The sequence below is a fragment of the Natribaculum luteum genome (genome assembly GCF_023008545.1).
Classification (GTDB): Archaea; Halobacteriota; Halobacteria; order Halobacteriales; family Natrialbaceae; genus Natribaculum; species Natribaculum luteum.
This window is the reverse complement of the sequence record NZ_CP095397.1, coordinates 871,592-892,197: the sequence shown is the minus strand read 5'-3', so window position 1 is coordinate 892,197 and position 20,606 is coordinate 871,592. Positions and strand designations below refer to the sequence as shown.

Genomic DNA, 20,606 nt, shown 5'->3' with positions numbered 1-20,606 from the left:
TTCTTTGAAATATTTTTGGCTGACAGTATGATTCCTTCCTGTTTATACGACTGAATCAACCCGAGATCTGCCGAGTGAGGCCTTGAGACGTATTCTACCCCACCGTCCACACAGCACAACAATCTGCTTCCTAAAAGCGATCGATATTGATCGCCTAGTCCTTTGACGCGCTTGCTTGGACTAACTTGGTGGGAATGAGACTACTGCTGAGTTGAGTCTCATACCCTTTCCAGTGAGAGATAATAAGTAGAGCAGTCGCTTCCGGTGCCATAACACGTTCAACAACGTTCTCCTCACTTAAAGACCGAGCGTGGTATTCCACCATGGTAATAACCCCTTCATTTATTTGTTCAATATTCTCGTCACGAATCCCACGAGTGAAGGTCAAGATTGCGTTACCATACAAAGCGGAAACTCCTGGTTTTTCCTTATTGACTGCAACAAGTCCTTCAAGCAACCACTCGCGAATATCGTCCAAGACAGTGTCCGCCAAACAGCCCGAGAAATAATACCGGTCATCATCAGGATCGCCAGGCTTGACATCTACTGTTTCAGTTATTTCGGTGATCTCGTGGGCGAACGCCTGTGTCGAATCCGGATCACCAGCAAGAGAAGCGTTATACAGGCCACGGGCAAGCGTCAGCGTCGTTGGGACTGTCACGTCACTTTCCTCAGCACTTCGTTGATAGTATTCTGCTGCCCTTCGAAAGTGGTCTTGTGCCTGCTCTATCCGACCCACATATATGGACAATATACCTGCGCTATTATGTTTGCTTGCTAACCCAGAAAAGAATGTAGAGAAATCTTCTCTGACCTTCTCTTCCTCATACAATCGTTCGTGTTTCTTAGCCCGAGATTGATACCGCTCAAGCTGTTTGATGGCACGGTCGTGTTGCTCCTCTGTGAATTCGACCATTGTTCTATTCAGTTGCCGCTAATTCTACGATAGTTACCCTATCAACCCCTGCAACATCTTCAAGACTAATATCTGTGTCATTGTTTCGGGGTTTCCGTAACGTCCTGTGACTTGCTCCCTCAACATCTCTCACTAGCACGATCTCCTTAGTGACGTTGTTGGTGGCAATTGCGGTATCTATCTGGTCTACGAGTTCCGGATCAATTCTGTCCTCATCTTCCAATTTTTCGAGGCTATTTCTAATCCAGTCATTGTGAAGTTGAGCATCACCGTCGTAAGCATCTGTATCCAATAGATTCTTCCCAACGGCCTTAGTGCTAGTAGTGGTTTTCGCCTCAATGATTAACCATTCACCATCGTCATAGGCGATGATGTCAGGTCCAATTTCACTTTCATCACCTTCTTTAAATCCTTCTTCCGGCCATTCGAGATCAAGACCACGCTCCTTAATGAGTTCAACGCTGATGTTCTCACCGATGCTTCCGTCGGTGATGTCCGCAGGATCGTCCGCATACGTCTGGACTACTGCCTGCCGGTTGTCGACACATCGAAGCTCGGTCTCTACCGGGTTGGTCGTCTCCTCATATATCCCGTGGAACGCCTTGTATCCACTTGGAGCAGCGACGAACTCACCGTGTTTGGTCGACTGGACTGACATGTCGACGTCACCCTCTTCGAGCGCACATCGTGGAGTGTCTTCTCTGATCTGTTCAACTGTGTAATCGACAATCTCTCCGCCAGCTTTCCGAATGACGAAGTGAATCCCCTTCTCAGCGAGCTTGTAGATCTCGTATTTGTATCGGGGATCCTCAAGTACCTCGTCAGGCCCGTCTTGAATTGTTTCCTCAATTTCTTCTTCGGAGACTTCTTCTTCACGTTCTTCGTTGACCTCTTCACTGATCTCTTCGGAGACTTCCTCCTCTTCGACGGTCTGCTCCGCGAACAGGGCTACACCCTCGTAGATCCATAGGATGACTTCGTTCTCGCCGGTATCTCCAATGACAATCTCGTAGTCCCCAACCGTTTGGGTTCCACCGGGAAGATTGAAGGTCTCATCGACATCGTTGACGTCAGTGATACCAGGTAATCGCCGGATCTGTTCCCATCCGTGTCCCCGATTACCGTAAGGATCGTACTCTGAGTATTCGGCACCGTTGGGGAGGAGAATCTCGAGTTCGCTGCCCGTCCATGTTTGGAGGGGTTCGGTCACTGGAACGGGCTGGATGTATTCTTCTCTGGCGAACTCGCCATCTGCGGAGCCCGATGTCTCGGCCATGAGGGCGAATCCGGTGCCAGCGACGGCGGCACCGCCGAGGGCGACCGCGGCGGTCGATGCGCTAACGGTCGTCACCGTCGTCGCGCCCGCGTACTCTGGTCGTGCTAATGCGCCGACGGCCAACGGTGCTGCCGCAGTGGTCGTCTCTGCCACACCAGCGGTGGCCTCCGCGACACCACGGTCAACGTCGTGACTGACAGCGGCCCGATTGCCATCATCGTCAGTGATGGTGATCTTGACCTGTTCGGGTGTGATCTGTCCGGTCTCATCACCGAAGGCGGCGTTCACGTAGACGCCATCTTCGTCTTCGAGATCGGTGAGTGAATCTCCCCTGTAGGTCTTCTTTCGCCACCCAGTATCGATGAGTGGAACCCACGTGTCGACATACTGGTGAATTCGGATCTCTTCAATTTCGTCCGCTGCACCGGTCGGGCGAGCAACAACAAGGAGATCATCTCTTGTCGTTCTTACCGTCGTCGGGAACATCGTGAGATCGTTTATATCCCACGTCTGGTATTCGAATTCAGGCGGAAGTGTCTCTTCGTTAGGTGCCGGGTCAACGGAATCGATCAGGCCGTCCCCAGACGTATCCTGAAGGTACGGATTTGAGTCCCATATGTCGACTTCATCGTGGTCCGAGACACCATCGCCGTCGGTATCGTAGTACGCGGGATGTGCCTTGGCGCTGGTCACTCGTGCAGACAACTTCGTCTCGTTGTTCTCCTCGAATATCTGGTACTCGACGTCGATCGTCTCATTGTCTTTGAGTCCATCACCGCTCGTATCGGTCAGCACGGGGTCGATCTTAATACCCGGATCGGCATCGCGTAGCCCGCGCTTATCGTATACATAATCGAGCGGTCCGTACGTCGGCATTGGCGGATCGGCATCAGCGACCGCATCCGGAATTCCGTCGTTATTAGAGTCCGTGAGTGCAACCTCGCTCTGATTCTCAGCGATGCGCTGGAAGGTGTCGGGAAGGTCGTTTGAATTTGTGACGTGATAGTAGTCTCCTCCTGTCGTACTGGCGATCGTTTGAAGTTCGTTTTCATCAGCACCACTTCCCAGACCGACGGTGCTAATTTCGATATTCTGCTTGGCAGCCTTCTCTGCGACGCCGACAGGATCAGGACCAATATTTGTGTGACCATCCGAAAGAAGAATGATGACCTGCTTCCGATCGTCGTTACCGTTTTCTTCTAGTTCAGTTAGCGCCGTATTCAGCCCTGCACCAGTGTTGGTACTTCCACCAGCGGAGATGCTGTCGATACTAGTATTGAGCTGCTCGGTGTCGTCTGTCAACTCGTGGATCAGCCTTGATCCAGAGGCATAACCGGCGAGTCCCGCCCGGTCGTCCTCGAGAAGCGCGCCGACGAATCGCTTGCTAGCCTTACGGGCATTTTTAATTCGCGAACCGCTCATCGACCCGCTCTCGTCGATGACAAGCATTAGATCGACCGCTCCAATACCTGTTCCTTCCTTCGGTTCCTCGGCGAAATGATGGTCCTCGAGCGTGATTGTGGCAGTTCGAAAGTCCTCCCACTCATCAACGCGGAATACAGAGAAAAATGAGAATGAATCAACCGTTGCCGTCGCTGTTCCCGTTTCAGGATCGATCTGTGTGTCGACCCGTTTCCAGCCCCGTTCACTGGCCGGATCCCAGGTGTATATCGAGACATTCTCGTCCTCTTGAACGTCGTCCAACAATGGAATCGTAACGGTGGCTTCGTTAATCTCCGCACGATTCTGAATCCGGACAACTGGGCCAATACGAACGTCATCGAGTTCGGGTGGCACCTGGTGATTTGTGATGTGAATGTCACGCTCCTGGATGCCTTCACCACCTGTCTCGACCGTCACGCCCGACTCGTCGTTCGTGACTTCAATTTCACGGAATTCACCGGGTTCCGGTGGCTTTGTCGGAAGCTCGTTCTCATCGATCGATATTTCGATTGTCTCGGCAACACTCCGGTGGGTGTCAGACACTGACGTAGCTTCAACTGTCACTGTCACGTTTCCGGGGTCGGCACCGAGATCCAGGGACGTCCCCCCAGATGCGACCGACGCGTTGTCGTAACTGGTTCGAAGGTCAATTGGGTCTGCTGTCCTATCAGAACCGTTTTCGGCCGTAATCGTTACCGAGGCATCTTCATACAGGAAGGTCCGAGCATCGATGAGTTCCACGAAAATAGGAACATGCACCTCCCCGTCTTCCCTGTATGCCTGTCCTCGAGTCACGAACAGTTCAGGATTAGTTGCGCCTTCGACCCGCTCAAGCGCCTGAATAGCATGTTTAGCAGCGATTCGATACTGGTTCAGTGCATTTTCTCGAGATTGAATCGTTGACGAGAGGTCGTCTCTCGGTGGCCCGCGTCGGGGCGGCGTATCCGTTAGCGCCTCATCGCCTCGCTCTAGCGCATCGATAGCGTTCTCCAGTTTTCGTTCAGTGCTTTTTCGTTGACCAGGGTTGTCGAAGGCATCTTCATTCGCCTCGAGTGCGTTAGCGGCAGTCCGAGTCAGCAGCCGAGCGGTGAGATTGCCCGAATCGAGAATAATCTCGCTCGTCGTGTTAATCGCTGTATCGTTTACGTCGTGTTCGGTAACCAGCGTGGATAGCGACTTTTGTGCATCGATCTTATGATCGAACGACGTCCTCGATTCGACGTATATTCCTTGACGATACGACGCTGCCGACGCGTTTATCGCTCGAGCAATTTCCTCTGTATCATCTCCACTCACGCCCACTTCATCAAGCGTCTCAATGGCGAGCTGGTGAAGTTCGACCGTCGAATTCGCCTCGTAGTCGATTTTGGGAGGCTGAATGTCAATCTCGTCAACATTCAATGGTTGGTCACTGTGATGACCTGACGGATTTCCCTGTTGGTCTGGTGGACCATTCCCTTGTTGGTAGATTCCAGTGGTGATATGCTCCGGTACATCTCGTGAACCAGGTGCGCCAGCTGCATACCCGGCATTGATTGGCATTGCAACCAGCGAGAAGATCAGTAATACCGCGAAACTGATCGCAAAAAAATTTGATTTACTTTTCATTTACACTGATACGATATGATCAACATATATTAATTTTTAGTAATGAGGAGAAACTATCACCAAACGAAATATCACAAAAGGATATGATTATTGCTCCCACACAATGCAAGAGTTTCAAATATCGGTACTTCCCGAACGTCGCTTCGTGAACTGTGCTGAGTCATGGACGAACAGAGCGAATGCCGGTGTGGTAACTGAGTGAACAGGAAATAGAATCCACGGATGAGGAGAAGTGAAGTAAGAAGGCTGAGATACGCTGTTCTAGGCGAATGCTGTTGCTCACCAGGAGCTTGCCCACGGCCGCGGGCTGGCGTCAGCCCGCGGCCGGCGCGTATGCTTCTGGCACACCTGTTCCGTTCATCTCGATCTCCCAACTCCGCTCTAGCTCTTCCTCTAATGCATGTCTGATCCAGTCAGAGAAGGTCTTGAACGTGAATTCCTCGGGCAGGTCGCGCCCGCCCCGCTGGGGGCGGGCGACGACCGCCCATCGAAGCACAAGCCAGAGGTTCTCCAACAGGAATCCAACCAGGACGAACGCGAAGCGGATGATTGGGTCTTGTGTCGTCGTTACCACTCGTGCTTGGCGAAATACACGGTAGCTCGTTTCGATCGCTGACCGTTTTCGATAGAGCCGTTCGACTTGTTTCGGCGTGCGATCGGCCAGATCGCACGCCACATAGCCTCGAACGACCTCGCCGCTTTTCCCGCGATCTCCGGCGTGATATGATACAGCGACCGCGAGCGGGAATTCCAGTTCCCGCTCGCGGCCTTTGTACATCCGATAGGTTGTCATGTACGAGCAGTGCGTATCCAGCTTCTTCCTCATGCGCTTGCCCTTCTTTTGGACGGGAACGACAGTCGCAGCAATCTCCCGTGAGCGGCGCAGAATACGTTCGTTGTAGAAGCCACGATCAGCCAACAGAAGCTCTATCTCGAAGGGATAGGCTTCGACGCGGTCGAGGACGCGCTCGACCGCGTCGGCCTCTTTCTCATCACTACGGACGTACGTCATCGCCAGCGTCACTGGCTTTCCGTTCGAGACGAGATACGCCGTGCAGTACCGGTGGCACGTCGTTGTTCCGTCTTTCGCGTGCATGCGGCAGAGTTCACCTTCTTCATCGGCGTACGTTCCGTGGTAGGGGTTATCGACGAAGTCAATGGAGACGATCCTCGACCGATCAGGGTCGAGGATCGTCATCGCCACCTCCCTGAGAAGGCGGTTAGCAACCCGCTCAAGCCACTCTCGGTTGAGCGTATGGAGCCAGTCCATGACAGTATCATCACAGGCAGCGTTGTCGTTGTCCTTGCACGTCTCCCAGATGGACGTCTGATTGACTGCTGCAAGAATGACAACAACCCAGATATCGCCGGGATCGAGGGGCGAGCCCTCGATCCCTGGCAAGGGGAGCTGGCAGATGACGTCTTCCGCTAAATCTTTCACGTCCGAATCCGAAAGAACACCGTCTGGCTGAGGGATACTGAACACATTCACTCAACCAGACATCTTCCTCATGAGACCAACGCTTTAGCTCCAGCTCTCACACCAGTCGGGAAGTACCGATACTCGCTCAACTTCCGGCCGAACCAAGATTTCGCATACACCTCCTGATCGTGTGTGTCTGCCCAGGCTTCGTAGACCTTGTAGAGTTCGTCTTTTTCGATCTCGGCGTGTTCCTGTTCGATAAGGCAGTCCTCAACAAAAGTTCCGAAATCGACGTCCTGTGATCTATCTGCGGGACGGCTTTCGAACTGGTCCTCTGAAGGATCAGTAACAGTTGGTTCACGCTCAGGCCCAGGGTGAGGAGGTGAGTTAGACCTATTAGACTGCTCCTGTTCGGCAGAGCTGAGACAGTGCTCAGTGGCTAGCGATTCCTTTCCCTCGACGAGGACCTTGAGAGATCGTAGTTGCCCATCACGATAGATCCGCATTGCGCCGCTATCCTTCTCGAGTACAGCAACCACAGATAACTCGAGAGGTTCATCCGATTGTGCCGTGACCGTGTTGGGGACGAATGGCTCACGAATCGGCACCCACTCTTGTTCGAACGCTGATCTGCTTTCGTAAATATGGCGTTTGGTCGGCTCGTAGACAACGTACTCATCGGCAGTTCTGTCGTAGCTATATACCGCAGGGACATCGCTTCGTGAGAGCGAATCGAACGACGAGACGGTCATGAACTCAGTTCCCGTTCCGTCCTGCAACAGATACGCTCCACCTTGCCGAGTCCACACAGAGCGTCTCGAGTCACCAGTCGCCGGCCGAACTGCAGTCACACCATCTCGAGCGTTCGCACCACCATCGAACGTGAGGTGCGAATCCATCGTGTATAATCGAACGTCGCCGGACTCGAGTTCGTTGACTGGCGAAGAAAGGATATTCTCCAGACGGGCAGCAGCCTGCAGTTCGTCGTCACTGTCCTCAGAAGAGGCAACGACGAACAGTGGGACGTGGTCAGCGTCTCGAGCCCGGTGGAAGTTCCGAAGGATCTTCACCGGTTTGTCGACCGTCGTTGATTCGACCTCGATATCAAAGATGTGCTCACAGTCGGGATGTACCGCTCGCCCATCGGGTTTCTCGCTGCCATCCTGCGTAAAGACGGTGACATCGAACCCCTGCCGAGAGAGTTCCCGCTCGGCGGCGAACAACAATGTATCGTGAAGATTGCTGCCCGACGATCGGACGTCACCCGTATCAGGTTCGGTCACCGCTTCGCCCTCGTCGGTCAACCGGACGACGATCTCACCGTGTTCCTGGTTGAGCGTGACCTCGAGCAGGCGGGAACGATCCCGGATTTCTCCAAGCTCTTCGATCGACGGTGGTGACGCATCGGCAGCCTCGAACTGTGTTCGAAGTGCTTGGTCAACCGGCTGTACAGGGACCCATCCATTCTCTTCGCGAACATCCTGTCGGAGTTGGATCGTCCGCACTGCGTTTGCGAGAGCGATATCGATGTCTTCGGACACTAATTCGAACGTCTCGCGAACAGCATCCGGAGTCCGACTCGTGGGAGGCGATTCAGTTACAGCACCGTACTCGGTATCCGCTCGCTCGTGAATCTGCTTGAGTGCGTTCTGAAACGCCTGCTCCTCGTGGGTAGTCAAGGGATCATCACTCTCGGGATGGCCTGGTGGGATCGGTAGCGGGGCTAAACTAAACGGCTCTGGGCCAGTCTCACCGAACGTCGGACTCGGTAAGCGGACGATCCACTCACCACGTGGAAGTGACCGGATTCGATTGGCGAACTCGACGGGGTCCATATCCTCGTGGGCCATCACCTTCGCAATCTCGTTGTCGACGGCGATCTTGCCGATGATCGGGCTGCCGACGTCGTTCAGAACGTTCAGGTAGACCTCACGGCCACCTTTGACGTCGAGTTGCTCGGGAAACTGCAGTGAGAGGCCAACAGACAGTCGGAAGCTCCGTCCCTTCTCCAACAGCGTGTTCATCACGTCAGAGACAGCCAAACTCGAGGCCTCGTCGATGATCAGGTTGACCACGTAGTCATCTGGTTTCTCCTGCAGATCGTCACCACGCTCTCTCAGCGCGTTGTAGAGCTCCGTCAGGATCACACCCGTCATCGCCTTCGCGGATTCATCGCGAAGGCCACTGAGGTCGAACAGGATCACCGTGCGGTCGTCAAGGACATCGCGGAAGTCGAACTGCGGTTCAGTGTTGTTGAACACACGACGGAGGTGCTCATCCTGGGAGATGTAGTCGAGGCGGTTACTGACGCCGCCCATTACAGTCGCAAACGTATTTGGATCGAGCTGGAGCTGGCGGTGTATCCGTCGCTGGACCTGTGGATGACTCGAGCGTGGTGCTGCTCCTTCATCGGGCTCTGGTGGTCCGGCACGCCAGAGTTGGTCGACGACGTACTCGAGTTGGTCGTGGGCAAAGTAATCCACACTCTCACGGTAGCGGCCGTTCTCACGGCCATACTCGTCATCGTAGAGCGTTTTGATGAGATACTTGATGAGCGTTGGCGCGACGACTGCTCGCTCGTAGCGCTCTTCACCCATCACCATCTTCAGAACCTCTTCGTAGTGATCCGCTTTGTTCTGGATCGCGTCGATACGGCGGACCCCGTTCTTGAGCTGGCGCTCGATATTGAAAAAGGCAAATCCGGGGAGAACATCGGGAATGGGGAAATGTAAGACGTTCTCCTCGAGGTCATCGACACCGAATCGACGAGCGTGGGCTCGCATGTAGTCCCCACAGAGTCCGTCGCCTTTTGCGTCGATCAGGATAACCGGGCCGTCGGTCTGCTCGTATAGCGAGAGTTTGTCGTTGGTCAGCGATTTCGACTTTCCGCCGCCAGTCGTTGCCGCGCGAACGTAGTGGGTCGGCAGCAACGACGGTGGAATACAGACCGGCTGGTCTTCCGGTTCCCCATTCTCATCGATCGCATACCCGATTGCCATGCCCTCTCTGAACCCATCCATTAGATCTGGATGCGGCCGTGGGAGCGGATTCCGAGAGCGTTGCTCAGAGCGTGCACCACGGCTCCCTTCGACCGTCAGATCCTGTGATGACGGGACAACAGTGAGGTTTGCGAGTTCATCGGCGTTCAACACGAGATCAGGGCGGCATTTCCCTCGTCCCGTAACCAGCTCTCCATTGAGCACGCGTTCGAGGACCGCTCGGGCATGTTTTCGCTTCGTTCGATTCAACACGCCCTTCGAGCGGAGTCGGTGTCCTTCGAGTTCGTAGAAGGGACCATCTAAAGCGTTCAGCGATTGAGCGAGTTGGTCGAGTTGGGTTTCAACACGCTCGGCTGTCTCGCCATTATCGGGGATTGGAAGCGCGACTGCTCGAGCATTGACGGTGAAGGTTCGTTTTGGGTGTTTCGCTTCGATCCGTTCGATTCGGTTTCGGGCTTTCGTTCCGATATTACGCTGACCATCTTCTGGGTCGACATCGCCGATCTCGAACAGCGGGCCGATGTAGCGTTGTCCGAACGTATCTCGCCCATCTCGAAGGTCTTCGATTCGCAACTCCGCGTCGGCGGCCCACTCGGCTCTGCGCCGCCAGACCACCTGGAACGCGATCGGGTACTCGAGTTCGGTGAGGTGATCGATCAGTGTCGCGAGTGGGGGTTGTTCGGTATCGTACTCGGTTGGATCCGGATCCCAGTTCGCGAACGATTTGATCGTCGTCATCCAGTCGCGTTTGCGCTCGGCCCGACCATACCACTGGACACCGATCGGTTCGACCTCCTCGAGTGACGGTCGGGCGAAGATGGTCTCTGACTCTGGGGTGGGTGGCGTTCCTCCATCAAGCGCTGAACCCCTGTCTTCGGTAGACTCATCAGAGGTGTACTCGAGAACCGATTCATCAGCACATTCGACATCGACGGGTTCCGTCTCGAGGTCAGCAAACTCGGGCCCGTCGTCGACGGTCGACCGACCGCCGTCAGTTCTCTCGACCGTTTCACGCTCTTGGTCAGCCTGTTCACCGACGATTGGAGAGTCCAGCAACTGTTCGGCCGCAAGCCGCTCGTGATACTCCTCGGACGTGTATTCGACCGGCTGAATGAGTTTTCGCTCGAGATCCAACTCACATCGATCGATGTCGAACGTTCGCGGGTAGATCGTCTTGAGCCGTTTCTCGAGAGTTTCGAGCTGTGCTGGGTGGTCAACACCGTAGTAGAACTCGACTGGCTCGTCTTCCCCTTCGCTGACCGCGAGGAATTCGAACGTCGGTGGGGAAGTATCAGCAAACGGGTTTAGTCGGTCCGACAACCCCCGTACATTCGGGTTCGTCAGTTTGTGCAGGCTCTCGAGTGCGGACGGAATCTCTGCGGTGTGAAGTTCCTCAGAGGTTGGTATCACTCGGATGTACTCACTCATCGGATCGGTCACCTCTATCAGTCCACGTTAGAACCTCGTGAACTGTGTCTCGCTGCTCTTCAGGGCTCGTCTCGTCTGTTCGCGTGTCTTCTGCGGGTTGTCGTCCATCTCTTTCAGAAACTCCAGGGAGCTCAGCTCGAGATTGCTCTTTGGCGTCGAAGTCGATCACCGTCTTCTCTTTCTCGAGTGCGTGGACCTCGATTCCACGCCAGTCACCGTCGACGCCGACGAGCGCTTCCGAATAACCGATGTCCTCACTCCCGGGGACAGCATCCTGGACGAACCGCATCTGCGCCGAGTTCAGTCCAAACTCATTCGCCCAGTGCTGGTCCATCCCATCGAGATGATGGAACTGCTTGATTGCGCACTGATCGAGGATCGCCTCTGATTCGGCGTGCTGGAAGAACTCGTCGACGGTCTGGGTGATCATCCGGATCGAGAGATCGTGATGGCGATGATGGCGAAACACGATCTCGAGGTACTCGAGGCTCGCTGCATCCTGCATCAAGTACCGAGCTTCGTCGATGACGAACACGACCTCCTTGTCCGTCTCCTTCGCCCGTTCGTAGACCAGCGTGATCAACAGCTGCATGATGAGGCTCGTACTGCCACCGAGGCTGCCCTCCTGCTGGGCCAGATCGAGGTAGACCACCTTCTCGTCCCGAAGGTCGAACTCGGTCGGCCGCCCGAGGTTTTCGTAGCGCCCATCCGCTGCAAAGGAGCGTAACTGGTCGATCAACCACGTCGCATCCGACTCGATTTTCTGCGCTTCCTCGTCCGTCCGAACGACGAACCTTTCCGGGTTATCGACCATCTCCTCGAGGATATCGAGAACGTCTCGCATCGTCGGGCTCTCGTTGTGATGCGTCGCGATGTCGTCCGTAATGCCGTTTCGAGCGTATGCTTCTTCGATGGCCGTCTCGAGCGTCGTTCGTGTATCACCGAGCTGGATGCCACGGAGGGCGAAGTAGTTCGAGAGGAAGCTCATCACGCTGTCGAGCTTTTCTCGGTAGGGACTGGCGTCCTCGCCCATCGCTCGTTGAATGCGTTCGGGTGTCGGTTTGATCTCGAGTGGGTTCAGTCCCATATCGCCACCAACCGTAATCCGCGTTCCGCCGAGGGCTTCGGCGACACCGGCCCAGTTGTTCAGCGGCTCGAGGATGATTCCGATTCGGTCCTCGCTTTGCTCGATCGATCGGATGAAGTTCTGCTTCGCGCCAAACGACTTTCCGGAGCCAGGATCGCCGACGGTGAACATCGCATAGCCGTTTTCCCGCGCAAACGGATCGATCACGACGGGGCTCTCGTTTTTCCAGTGGATGCCGAATTCGACGCCGCCATCTTCGAGAATCGTCGCGTTGTGTGGGGATGCCAGCAACGCTCCGATAGCGCCACCGAGGGCGATGGCTTCTCGACCGAACGGATTCGGCCCGATCGGGGCCGCAGCCTGTACCGCAAGATCTTGCTTACAGATGGCCGTCTTCGGCGAAAGCCCGGCGGGTTGTTCACGGAGTCGACTGCGAATCGCCCGGACCGATTCACGAAGCCCGTCTTTCGTCTCTGCTCGAACGGTGACGAACATTCCCTGGTCGAAGACGCGGCTGCCGTGTTCGACCGCCTTGTACGTCGACACTGCTTCGTTGGCTCGTTCCTGAAGGTAGGCGCCACGAACGCTTTGTTCGAGGTCCGCATCGACCTGAAGGTCGTCGGCGACTCGCTGGAGTTCGTCACGGGCGTGCTGCTGATTCTTCGGCGTGATATGGACGGTGAGATCGAATTCGACGTCGGTGAGTTCGAACAACTCGTTCAGATACCCATCCTTGGGATAATCAGGATAGTCGGCGATGTACAGCGTCGACGTCCACTGCTCACCGACCTGTGCGGCTCGCGTCTCCCACGTGATCGCCGATGGAGCGACAACACTCTTGTGGCGTTCGGCAATGTCCTCGAGGAGCTGTCCTTCGACGTCGCCGGCCTCGAGTGTCTCCTCGTCGAGGAGGTCTGAGAGGTCGACTTCTTCGACGTCGTGTGCTCGAGCCCGGTAGATCTTCACGCCAACGCCAAGAAGAACAGCCAGCAGGATCAGTCCACCAGCGATGGAGACCGGCTCGAGTGAAGTCATACCTCGCTCGAGGTCGACGAACGAGACGGCGATGACAGGAGTCGTGCTACTCATCGTCGTTCCTCCGCTGGTGGCCGATAATTGGCTGTTCGCGAACGGCGTTGCGTGCGTCGTCGTACTCGTGTTCCTCGCCGTTCCAGAAGTCCATCGCGAGGACGAACAGTTCGACAGTACTCATACGGCGAGCCGACCATCCTGGGGCCTTCTGTATCAGTTCCGTCTGGACCGCTCGACAGCGCTGATCGAGCCTGTTGAACATCTTCGCACGGACCTCTGCGTCGCTGAGGTCCTCCCGCCGGGTGACAAACGGATTGAACAGGAAGCCGATGACCGGTATCGTGGTCAGTTTCTCGGCTGGCGAGCGTTCGTCACGGTAGCGATCGTACACCTCGAGTGGGTCGACCTGGACGCCGATGAAGTAGCGAATCTGCTGGGCGCCGTCGAGTTCTCGAGGTCGCTGTTCACGATACTCTGCCAGGAGTTCCTCGAAGATCGGATTCTCGGTGACGTCTTCGTCGGTGAGTCGGTCCTCGATCTGCATGATGAGGTCTGCGACCGGAAACGATCGAGTCGTCGCGTGGAACTTGAGGCGGTAGTCGAGTTCCTTGTTTGCGAACTCCGCGGCGACGTCCTGAACGTGCGCCCAGTCACCACTCATCGCGAAGTCCATGTTCCCCGGATCCACCTCGAGAAACGCTTCCATCGTCCCGTCGGTTCGCTGGATCGCACCGGCACCAGGCCATGCCCGCTCGATTTTGGTCAGGTCCTGCGTTCGCTCGTCCGGTGCAAAGGGTGTGTAGTTGATCACCCCGCCCTCGGTCGTCGTCGAATCTGGCTGTTCTCGAGCGTGTTCGGTCTCGTCCGAGACGCTGTAGGTGATCCGCGGACGCTTGCCGTAGTAGCGATAGACGTCCAGGAGCCACGTCGACGCCGAAAGATGGGACGGACTGGCGTAGACTGCGGCGACGCCGAAAACGACGCCGACGAGGGAGAGCGGAAAGACAAGGGTATCAATCCCGGTCAGACCACCGAGTAGGAGTCCAGCAATCGGGAAGCCGAGCAGGACGTATACGTCACCCTCGTCGACGTTGACGATCGGAACGCGATTCTCCTCGCCCAGTTCGTCCATGATCCGTCGGGACGCTGCTTCTCGATCTGCCATGGTCAGTAGTATCCAGGATCGTTCTCGGTGCGTCGGTACTGTGGCACGCCGCGCTGGCCGTAGGCGTCCGACACGACGTTATCGTGAGCGGTCCCTCCGTGCTGCTCACCGGGGTCACCGCTGGATTGGGTGTTCGACGAGTGCTGCTGTCCACCCAATCGCTGGCCAGCGACTTGCCACGCAGCCGCTTTCGGTCCCCAGCGAGCAGCTGTCGTGGCTGCGAGTGGACCAGCCACTTTCGCGGCCCCAACCGCTGCACCGATCGTGACTGCACCTTTCGTCGCACCGCCGATGACTTTCGCCGTCAACGGACTCGCGTAGGCGAAGAGTTTCCAGATCAAGATGAGTGCGAATACTGGGAGTGATACGCCGACGAGGTAACTCAAGAACGAACTATCTGGCGCGAGAGCTGAGTCGGTCCCCGACCCAAACAACAGATCATATCCTCGGAACAGGATAGCCACCGGAAGCGGCATGATCGCTAGCGGAACGAACTTGACACAGATTTGCTTTGCAATCCGCGAAACGACTGGAAGGTGGCCAAACGCAACTGCAACCCCGATCGGCATCGCATACAGGTAGACGTAGAGCAGGATTTCCCGAATGAAAAAGAGCGCCTGTATAATCCACATGGCAATCCCACCAATTACTGCCATTAGCAGCGCGAGCGCCGGATTTGAAATCGAAGCTGTGAGAAAATCTACCATCCCTCGAACGAGGGCATCTATACCTGGGACAAGAGCTATCGAAAATCCATTCACGAGGTAGAGAACTAAGACCGCAACCCAGTACCAAGTCACGATCAAGAAGGCACCTGTCCAGGCTGTTCTTCGGGCTTTTCGTGCCTCGTAATTGCTACTGAAATTGAAAATTCGAACGGTGTGCCTTGCCTGCACAAAAATGACGAGTAACAACAACGAGAGAAGCATAATCTCACCTGTGACGAGTGAATCGTGTAGGTCAACCCAGGGTTCATTCGTCGGAGCTCCGAAGACAAAATTCCCGTCCGTTTCTGGGACAGGCGTCCCAAACAGTTCCTCAGTAATTGAATCGTATCCATCAACCAGACCGTTCTGAAACCACTCAATGATCGTCTCAATAATATCCTCGAACCAGCGGCGACCGAATTCTGAGAGTGAGCTCATGAGGCCACCTCAATGTCGATATCACACTCGATCAGATTTTCACCTGTGTACGTTACTGTATAAGTTTCAGAAGGAGACCCCTCTTGGACAACCGTCTCAAGTATAACCTGAAACTCTCCTTCAGTAGTGTCCGAAGAACAGGATATGTTTGGATCAACCGAGTAGAAAGGCATCTGTTGGCTATAGATTGTGGTTTCATCACCGGCAGTAAGTTCGACTGTGTCAGCATAGCGATTGATATCACTATCTGTATCGGCGATTCCACTCTCGTCGAAGCCATCAGGTGTGGGTCGCGGTACATCGCCGCTAAAAATCAGACGTCGAACCTCGTCTGGACCACTCCCTGTATTCTCGAGAGTAAGAATGGCTTCAGTTTCGATTTCACGCTCACTTGCCCCCTCGAACATCTCGTCTGGATGATTTCGACCGAGTCGAAGATCTGTGATCTGGACGTCTGGTTCGATCAGTATCGACTGTGTTGTCTGCTCGGTATCGTCCTCGAGTGCGACGACATCGTATTCACCGGGCTGGTACCCGGTTCCGATCTCGATCGTCTCACGGCCGACGCCTGTCGAAATCGACCGCTCGGCGAATAATTCGCCATCTGGATCGATCACGTTCACCTGATCGATCGATGCCTCGTCTGTGAACTCGAGGACAAGCTCCGTCCCGTCGACGAAGATGTTCGTAAAGACACCGTCACCACCAGGATTGGTTGTGTCGGATTTGGGGTCATCGTTTTCACTACCGCTCAAACAGCCACTCACGGCGACCACTGCGCCGGTCACGATTCCACTTAGGACGGTACGTCGGGGTTGGGAGGTGTGTCGAATCATGGTCGTGGATTGTGTTCGTCTGGGATGTGCAGGAACGAGCCGAGCTTTAGGCCCGCGTATAGCGCTACCAGGAAGGGAATCGAGAGCCAGAGGACGTCAACGAAGAACGTAAACCAGCCACTCGCCGTCGTTAGCGGATGCCACGAGACACTCGCTGTCTCGCCCACGTATGCGGGGTCGTGCGTCCGCCACGAGCCGGGATGGTATTCTGCAGTGTGGATTCCGGGCTGTGTCACAGTCACCGTCGCGATGCCAGAGGCATTCGTCTCGACGCGCTCGCCAGCGATCGTGACATACCCATCACGCGGCTCGACACCGATCGGCGCAGACCGAGGGTTGTCCTCGAACGGCTGCTCGAGCATGATCGGATCGCCAGTCTCGGCATCGCGAAGTTCGATTTCGATCGTTGCTGCGGATTCATTTTGCTCGAGAATCTCGACCGAGAGGTCGCTCTCTCTGATTTCACGCTCAGTTCCACCATCCGGTTCGACGAGTTCGGCAGTCGTGTCACGGACGATGCCCTGAACCTCGAGGTGGTCCCGATCGACCTCGCCGTAGCGGATCGCAAGGCCGTACGAACGAGTATAGGGGTCGTCGACGACATCGACCTCGACGTTTTCGTGAAGTGTTGCGTTCGGCGGGGGACTCTCGAGTCCCCATACTTCGTCGATATCTGGACCGTCGAGAATTGGATCGGCACGAGGGCCAGTCTCTGACGGATACGCCCGGACGTAGACTGGGAGTGCATCCGAGTTGACCACCTTTCGATCAGTCGCCGACGACTGGATAAGCGAATCCCAGGCCGTGTCTCGAGCCGTATAGTACCGCCAGACGCCACGAACCGTCGCGTCACCATCCTCCGTCAGGACGTACCCGTGCCACGGCTGTGCCTGGTAAATCGCGACGCCAGCATCGTCATCAGGATACTCGGCAGCGTAGATCGAAGCCGTCAGATCGTAGACGTAGACCTCGAGGTCGCTCGAGACTGTCAAGGTGGTCGATCGAGTCTCATTCTGCGTGCTCGTCCGATTCCCGACTCGCTCCGTAATCGATCGTGCGAGGTCGACCTCGATGTCCGCCTCGAGGGTGAGCGTCGACGTGCCGCTTCCCTCGAGTGCGTACTCGATCGTCGGCGTGTGCTGGCCCTCGTGTTCGGCGAGCACCTCGCCGTCTTGCTCGAGTCGGACCTCGTCAATCCCGTGATCGAGAAGTGACCACTCAACGGTCTGGTTGCCACTGTGATCGTCGTCTGGAACGCGCACTCGGTAGTCGATGAGTCCTCGAAGCTCGCCGTCTGGAGCGACGTACAGCGGCGTTTCATCATCGTTCAGGTGGACGATTGTCGACGGCTGAACGGCGAAGATCGTCGCATGGGCGTCGGCAATCGCGAGCGAGTCTGCAGTCTCGGCGTGTTCTGGATACACTGACGTGTTGCTACTGCCGGGCTCGAGCGACTCGAAGTCGTACTCAGTCCAGATCTCAGCAGTCTCTGGGGGTTCGGCGAACGAAATGTCCGTACAGTTGGCTAACGCGTGGAGATCAGTTCGGTTCTCGCCATAGTGGTCGTAGTACTCCTTATCGCTGAGACACTCATCTGCGTCTTTCGACCAGAGCGTCGCGGTCTCGTTTTCGTCAAGTTCGCTCTCGTCGGTACCAGGTCGAGGTGGCTGGTCGCCACTCACTGTTCCACTGGCGGCTACGAGTCCGCCGACGAGCACGATGACACCGAGTGTGTGGACCAGCTGGCGCATCTTGTCTATGACTCCCGAGAGTCTGTAGTCACTAGGCGTGATTACCACGGCACTAGATCGACGCACTCGGCGAGGGGAAGCCCCATCGTCGAACCGGCAACTGTGTAGAGCGGTCCAAGTACCAGCAGGATCACCGCGGATTTGAGGGCAGTCCGCTTGTGCTGTTTCAGCCCCTTCTTTTGTTCAGGATTCACAGTGAACATTTCGGCAAGCGAGTCCGCCTGCCAGACTACGACGAGCCCGGTGATTCCAAGTGCCGTTGTGATCTGGAAAAAGCCCGAAATCATACCTGGCAACTGCTCGGCTTCACAGACAATGCCATCCTCGGCAGCGGCTGGTTCGATTGCAACGAGACTAACCAAGACGAGTACAAAAGGTACTTGCCGAACGAGACGCCGTGACCACGGGTTCCATTCGGGAACTGCCTTTGCAGCGATCTCGTCGATTACTGGTTGCATAGGTGGGATTGGAGTGCATAGTGGTTGGGAATTCTATACATCAGGCTGTCATGACGGTAGAGAACATATAATAATTCATTGGTTTAGTTCTAGAATGTAGTTTATGCTAATAACACTTGGTGATTGTAGCGGATGAGGCGACAACGAGTACAACAAACCGACGAAGAAACTGGTTACAATCCCGTACTGGGGTTTCTCTCAGTAGTGTTCAAATAACTCCGCTTTGCACGTTAGCCCCGGTGGTTGAGTGAATGAAGGGGTGGTCAATCTCGGTCATCGACGACACGATCATCGTTGTCTCGAACCAACGAGAGAAGGTTGTAGACGGCTTCTTTCAGGGAATGTTCGAGGTTCGCTCGAAACGATGACGCTTTCGAGCGAACCGTCCCCAAGGCACTCGAATCGGAATCAAGACGAACGAGACTGTAGGCAGCCGTCAGAAGGTGCCAGTGGGAGTGATTAGCGCAACAGATGAATACGCAGCCAGCGTATTCGCCGTGATGACAGGAGGACGTCGGTTTGAGGTCGTTGAGCATCTGTCGAACACGGAATTGAACCAAGCTATCGAGGAGCCATAGAAGGCGGACGAGACGCGTTTCGTCCGGCAACGCTGTTTTGTCAAAACCTGTACGATAAAGAAGACTCAACAGCAGGCGGGTGAATCTGTGGGCGTTTCTCAGCCAACGAGTAGCCGCTGGGCACACGCGTGGAATGAGAAGGGTTTTGAGGGGGCTACGCCCACGCTTCGACGGCGAACGGCCGCCGAAACTTACCCCCTACCCAGTGGGCTGATATCTGTACCACTCTTGAGGACGGCCAGCCGTGGACACCACGCGAGATTCACGCACTCCTCAAAGACCGTTACGACGTTACCTACCACCCAACGCATCTCGCTCGGAAGTTTCGGGCTTCTGGAATGCACTACGCGAAGCCACGGCCAATGGATCCCCGAAGCCCGGAGAACGCCGAGGAGATTCTCGCCGAGCGCCTTGACCAGGCGCTCGGCGAGGACGATTCTGAGTCCGAAGAAGACGATCCTGTCGTGTTCGGATTCTTTCGATGAAGCGTGGCCACAACCGTTCGAGAACTCTCAGCGAATGTGGTCGTATGACCGTCCCGTCCAGATAGAGAAACCGCTAGTAGCAGTGCCGTGGCGGTCGATCGGCTTCTACGCGCTGACTGGCAAAAGCGTGATCACGTACAAAGAGCGGCTGGTCAAGGAGACGATCATCGAGGCACTCGAAGAGATCCCCAAACAGAATTCGCGAGGCCGGATTCTGCTCGTGGCCGACAACTACGGCTCTCATCACGCAAAACTCACTCAACAACAGGCCGACGAACTCGGCATCGAGTTCGTCTTCATCCCGCCGTACTCGCCGACATTGAACGCAATCGAACCGCTGTGGAAAGACGTCAAACGCGAGACTTCACCGACCATCTTCGAGGACAAAGATCACTTCCGCCCGTTCCTTACCAAGACGTTTCTCCGGCTGAGTCAACGACTGAGTTTTGCTGGTGACTGGATTGAGACCTTCCTTCCCGATATTCAGGTGTTACAAGTAATCACTCAACGCCGGCGTTCGTCCAACAGTATCTTGACGAAACCTATGATGGCGAGTACTCACTCCCGAGTTGCCGGCGGTTGCTCAAAGAAGCGGGATTGAGCTGTCAAAAACCACGCCGTACAGCCGCCGAATCCGATGCTGACGAGCAAAAAACGTTCCGCGAGCAGTTCAAAAAGCACGGCGGGACATGGACGCCACAGTAGTCTGTATCGATCAACCCAAGAAATCCGCGCAAGTTGACCCGCGTGCAGCGCGGAAACCCGGCATATTCACCTGAACTAGATCGGTCGAAGAGTGCTGGAGACAGCTACAATCGTCACTTAGCAACCGCTCTTTCGAGTCACTCGACGATCCCACGACAGCGAATGATATGGCTTTTGATCAACTCTCTATACCAGATATGAGTAACTACTTCTAACTTCTACTAAAGCACAAGTGGTTCTGGTACGGGTACTAACAGCTGAACTATCTACC

Annotated in this window: 14 protein-coding genes and 3 pseudogenes; 6 read left to right on the top strand and 11 right to left on the bottom strand. The window is 55.5% G+C overall.

Annotated features, from left to right (window positions below; translation table 11 throughout):
- Nucleotides 1-154: 154 nt before the first annotated feature.
- The 4 genes from MU558_RS04570 to MU558_RS04555 form a co-directional block, all read right to left on the bottom strand.
- Nucleotides 155-916, bottom strand: a complete 762-nt coding sequence (locus MU558_RS04570) for a hypothetical protein (RefSeq protein WP_246972308.1) — start codon at nucleotides 914-916, stop codon at nucleotides 155-157.
- A 4-nt stretch (nucleotides 917-920) separates the two neighbouring features.
- Nucleotides 921-5,243 carry a VWA domain-containing protein gene (locus tag MU558_RS04565; protein WP_246972306.1) on the bottom strand — a complete coding sequence of 1,441 codons (4,323 nt, stop codon included), beginning with the start codon at nucleotides 5,241-5,243 and terminating at the stop codon, nucleotides 921-923.
- 313 nt (nucleotides 5,244-5,556) lie between these two features.
- Nucleotides 5,557-6,729 (bottom strand): ISH3 family transposase, encoded by a 1,173-nt coding sequence (locus MU558_RS04560; RefSeq protein WP_246972190.1) that lies wholly within the window; start codon nucleotides 6,727-6,729, stop codon nucleotides 5,557-5,559.
- Nucleotides 6,730-6,752: 23 nt separating this feature from the next.
- Nucleotides 6,753-8,870 (bottom strand): ATP-binding protein, encoded by a 2,118-nt coding sequence (locus MU558_RS04555; protein WP_246972305.1) that lies wholly within the window; start codon nucleotides 8,868-8,870, stop codon nucleotides 6,753-6,755.
- A gap of 66 nt (nucleotides 8,871-8,936) precedes the next feature.
- On the opposite strand from MU558_RS04555, the gene MU558_RS04550 reads away from it, so the two are divergent.
- Together MU558_RS04550 and MU558_RS04545 are read left to right on the top strand one after the other, a co-directional pair.
- Entirely contained in the window at nucleotides 8,937-9,398 is a 462-nt protein-coding gene (locus MU558_RS04550) for a hypothetical protein (protein ID WP_246972304.1), read from the top strand.
- A 795-nt stretch (nucleotides 9,399-10,193) separates the two neighbouring features.
- Nucleotides 10,194-10,469 (top strand): hypothetical protein, encoded by a 276-nt coding sequence (locus MU558_RS04545; RefSeq protein ID WP_246972303.1) that lies wholly within the window; start codon nucleotides 10,194-10,196, stop codon nucleotides 10,467-10,469.
- 616 nt (nucleotides 10,470-11,085) lie between these two features.
- On the opposite strand, the gene MU558_RS04540 is transcribed toward MU558_RS04545, so the two are convergent.
- From MU558_RS04540 to MU558_RS04510, 7 genes and pseudogenes are all read right to left on the bottom strand, one after another.
- On the bottom strand, nucleotides 11,086-13,215 hold the full coding sequence (locus MU558_RS04540) for a VirB4 family type IV secretion system protein (protein WP_377071367.1): 2,130 nt from the start codon (nucleotides 13,213-13,215) through the stop codon (nucleotides 11,086-11,088).
- 46 nt (nucleotides 13,216-13,261) lie between these two features.
- Nucleotides 13,262-14,377 carry a TraC-like domain-containing protein gene (locus tag MU558_RS04535; protein ID WP_246972301.1) on the bottom strand — a complete coding sequence of 372 codons (1,116 nt, stop codon included), beginning with the start codon at nucleotides 14,375-14,377 and terminating at the stop codon, nucleotides 13,262-13,264.
- Nucleotides 14,378-14,379: 2 nt separating this feature from the next.
- Nucleotides 14,380-15,522: a TrbL/VirB6 family protein gene (locus MU558_RS04530; protein ID WP_246972299.1), complete on the bottom strand. Its 1,143-nt coding sequence runs from the start codon at nucleotides 15,520-15,522 to the stop codon at nucleotides 14,380-14,382.
- Nucleotides 15,519-16,310, bottom strand: coding sequence for a hypothetical protein (locus MU558_RS04525; protein WP_246972297.1), 792 nt, complete (start codon nucleotides 16,308-16,310; stop codon nucleotides 15,519-15,521). The genes MU558_RS04530 and MU558_RS04525 overlap by 4 nt, the downstream gene beginning before the upstream one ends.
- Before the next feature lie 44 nt (nucleotides 16,311-16,354).
- Nucleotides 16,355-18,109, bottom strand: a complete 1,755-nt coding sequence (locus MU558_RS04520) for a DUF8186 domain-containing protein (RefSeq protein WP_246972294.1) — start codon at nucleotides 18,107-18,109, stop codon at nucleotides 16,355-16,357.
- A 41-nt stretch (nucleotides 18,110-18,150) separates the two neighbouring features.
- The gene (locus tag MU558_RS04515; RefSeq protein WP_246972291.1) at nucleotides 18,151-18,567 is read right to left on the bottom strand and encodes a DUF7985 family protein; all 417 of its coding nucleotides are present in this window, start codon (nucleotides 18,565-18,567) and stop codon (nucleotides 18,151-18,153) included.
- A 208-nt stretch (nucleotides 18,568-18,775) separates the two neighbouring features.
- A pseudogene (locus MU558_RS04510) lies at nucleotides 18,776-19,019 on the bottom strand (IS701 family transposase); the annotation flags it as partial.
- Nucleotides 19,020-19,360: 341 nt separating this feature from the next.
- On the opposite strand from MU558_RS04510, the pseudogene MU558_RS23380 reads away from it, so the two are divergent.
- From MU558_RS23380 to MU558_RS04500, 4 genes and pseudogenes are all read left to right on the top strand, one after another.
- Nucleotides 19,361-19,495 (top strand): annotated as a pseudogene (locus MU558_RS23380) (IS630 family transposase); the annotation flags it as partial.
- Nucleotides 19,496-19,507: 12 nt separating this feature from the next.
- On the top strand, nucleotides 19,508-19,630 hold the full coding sequence (locus MU558_RS23120) for a hypothetical protein (protein ID WP_265781567.1): 123 nt from the start codon (nucleotides 19,508-19,510) through the stop codon (nucleotides 19,628-19,630).
- Between the two features lie 34 nt (nucleotides 19,631-19,664).
- On the top strand, nucleotides 19,665-20,231 hold the full coding sequence (locus MU558_RS04505; RefSeq protein ID WP_246972289.1) for a transposase: 567 nt from the start codon (nucleotides 19,665-19,667) through the stop codon (nucleotides 20,229-20,231).
- Nucleotides 20,117-20,550, top strand: a pseudogene (locus MU558_RS04500) (winged helix-turn-helix domain-containing protein); the annotation flags it as partial. The gene MU558_RS04505 and the pseudogene MU558_RS04500, both read left to right, overlap by 115 nt.
- Nucleotides 20,551-20,606: the final 56 nt, after the last annotated feature.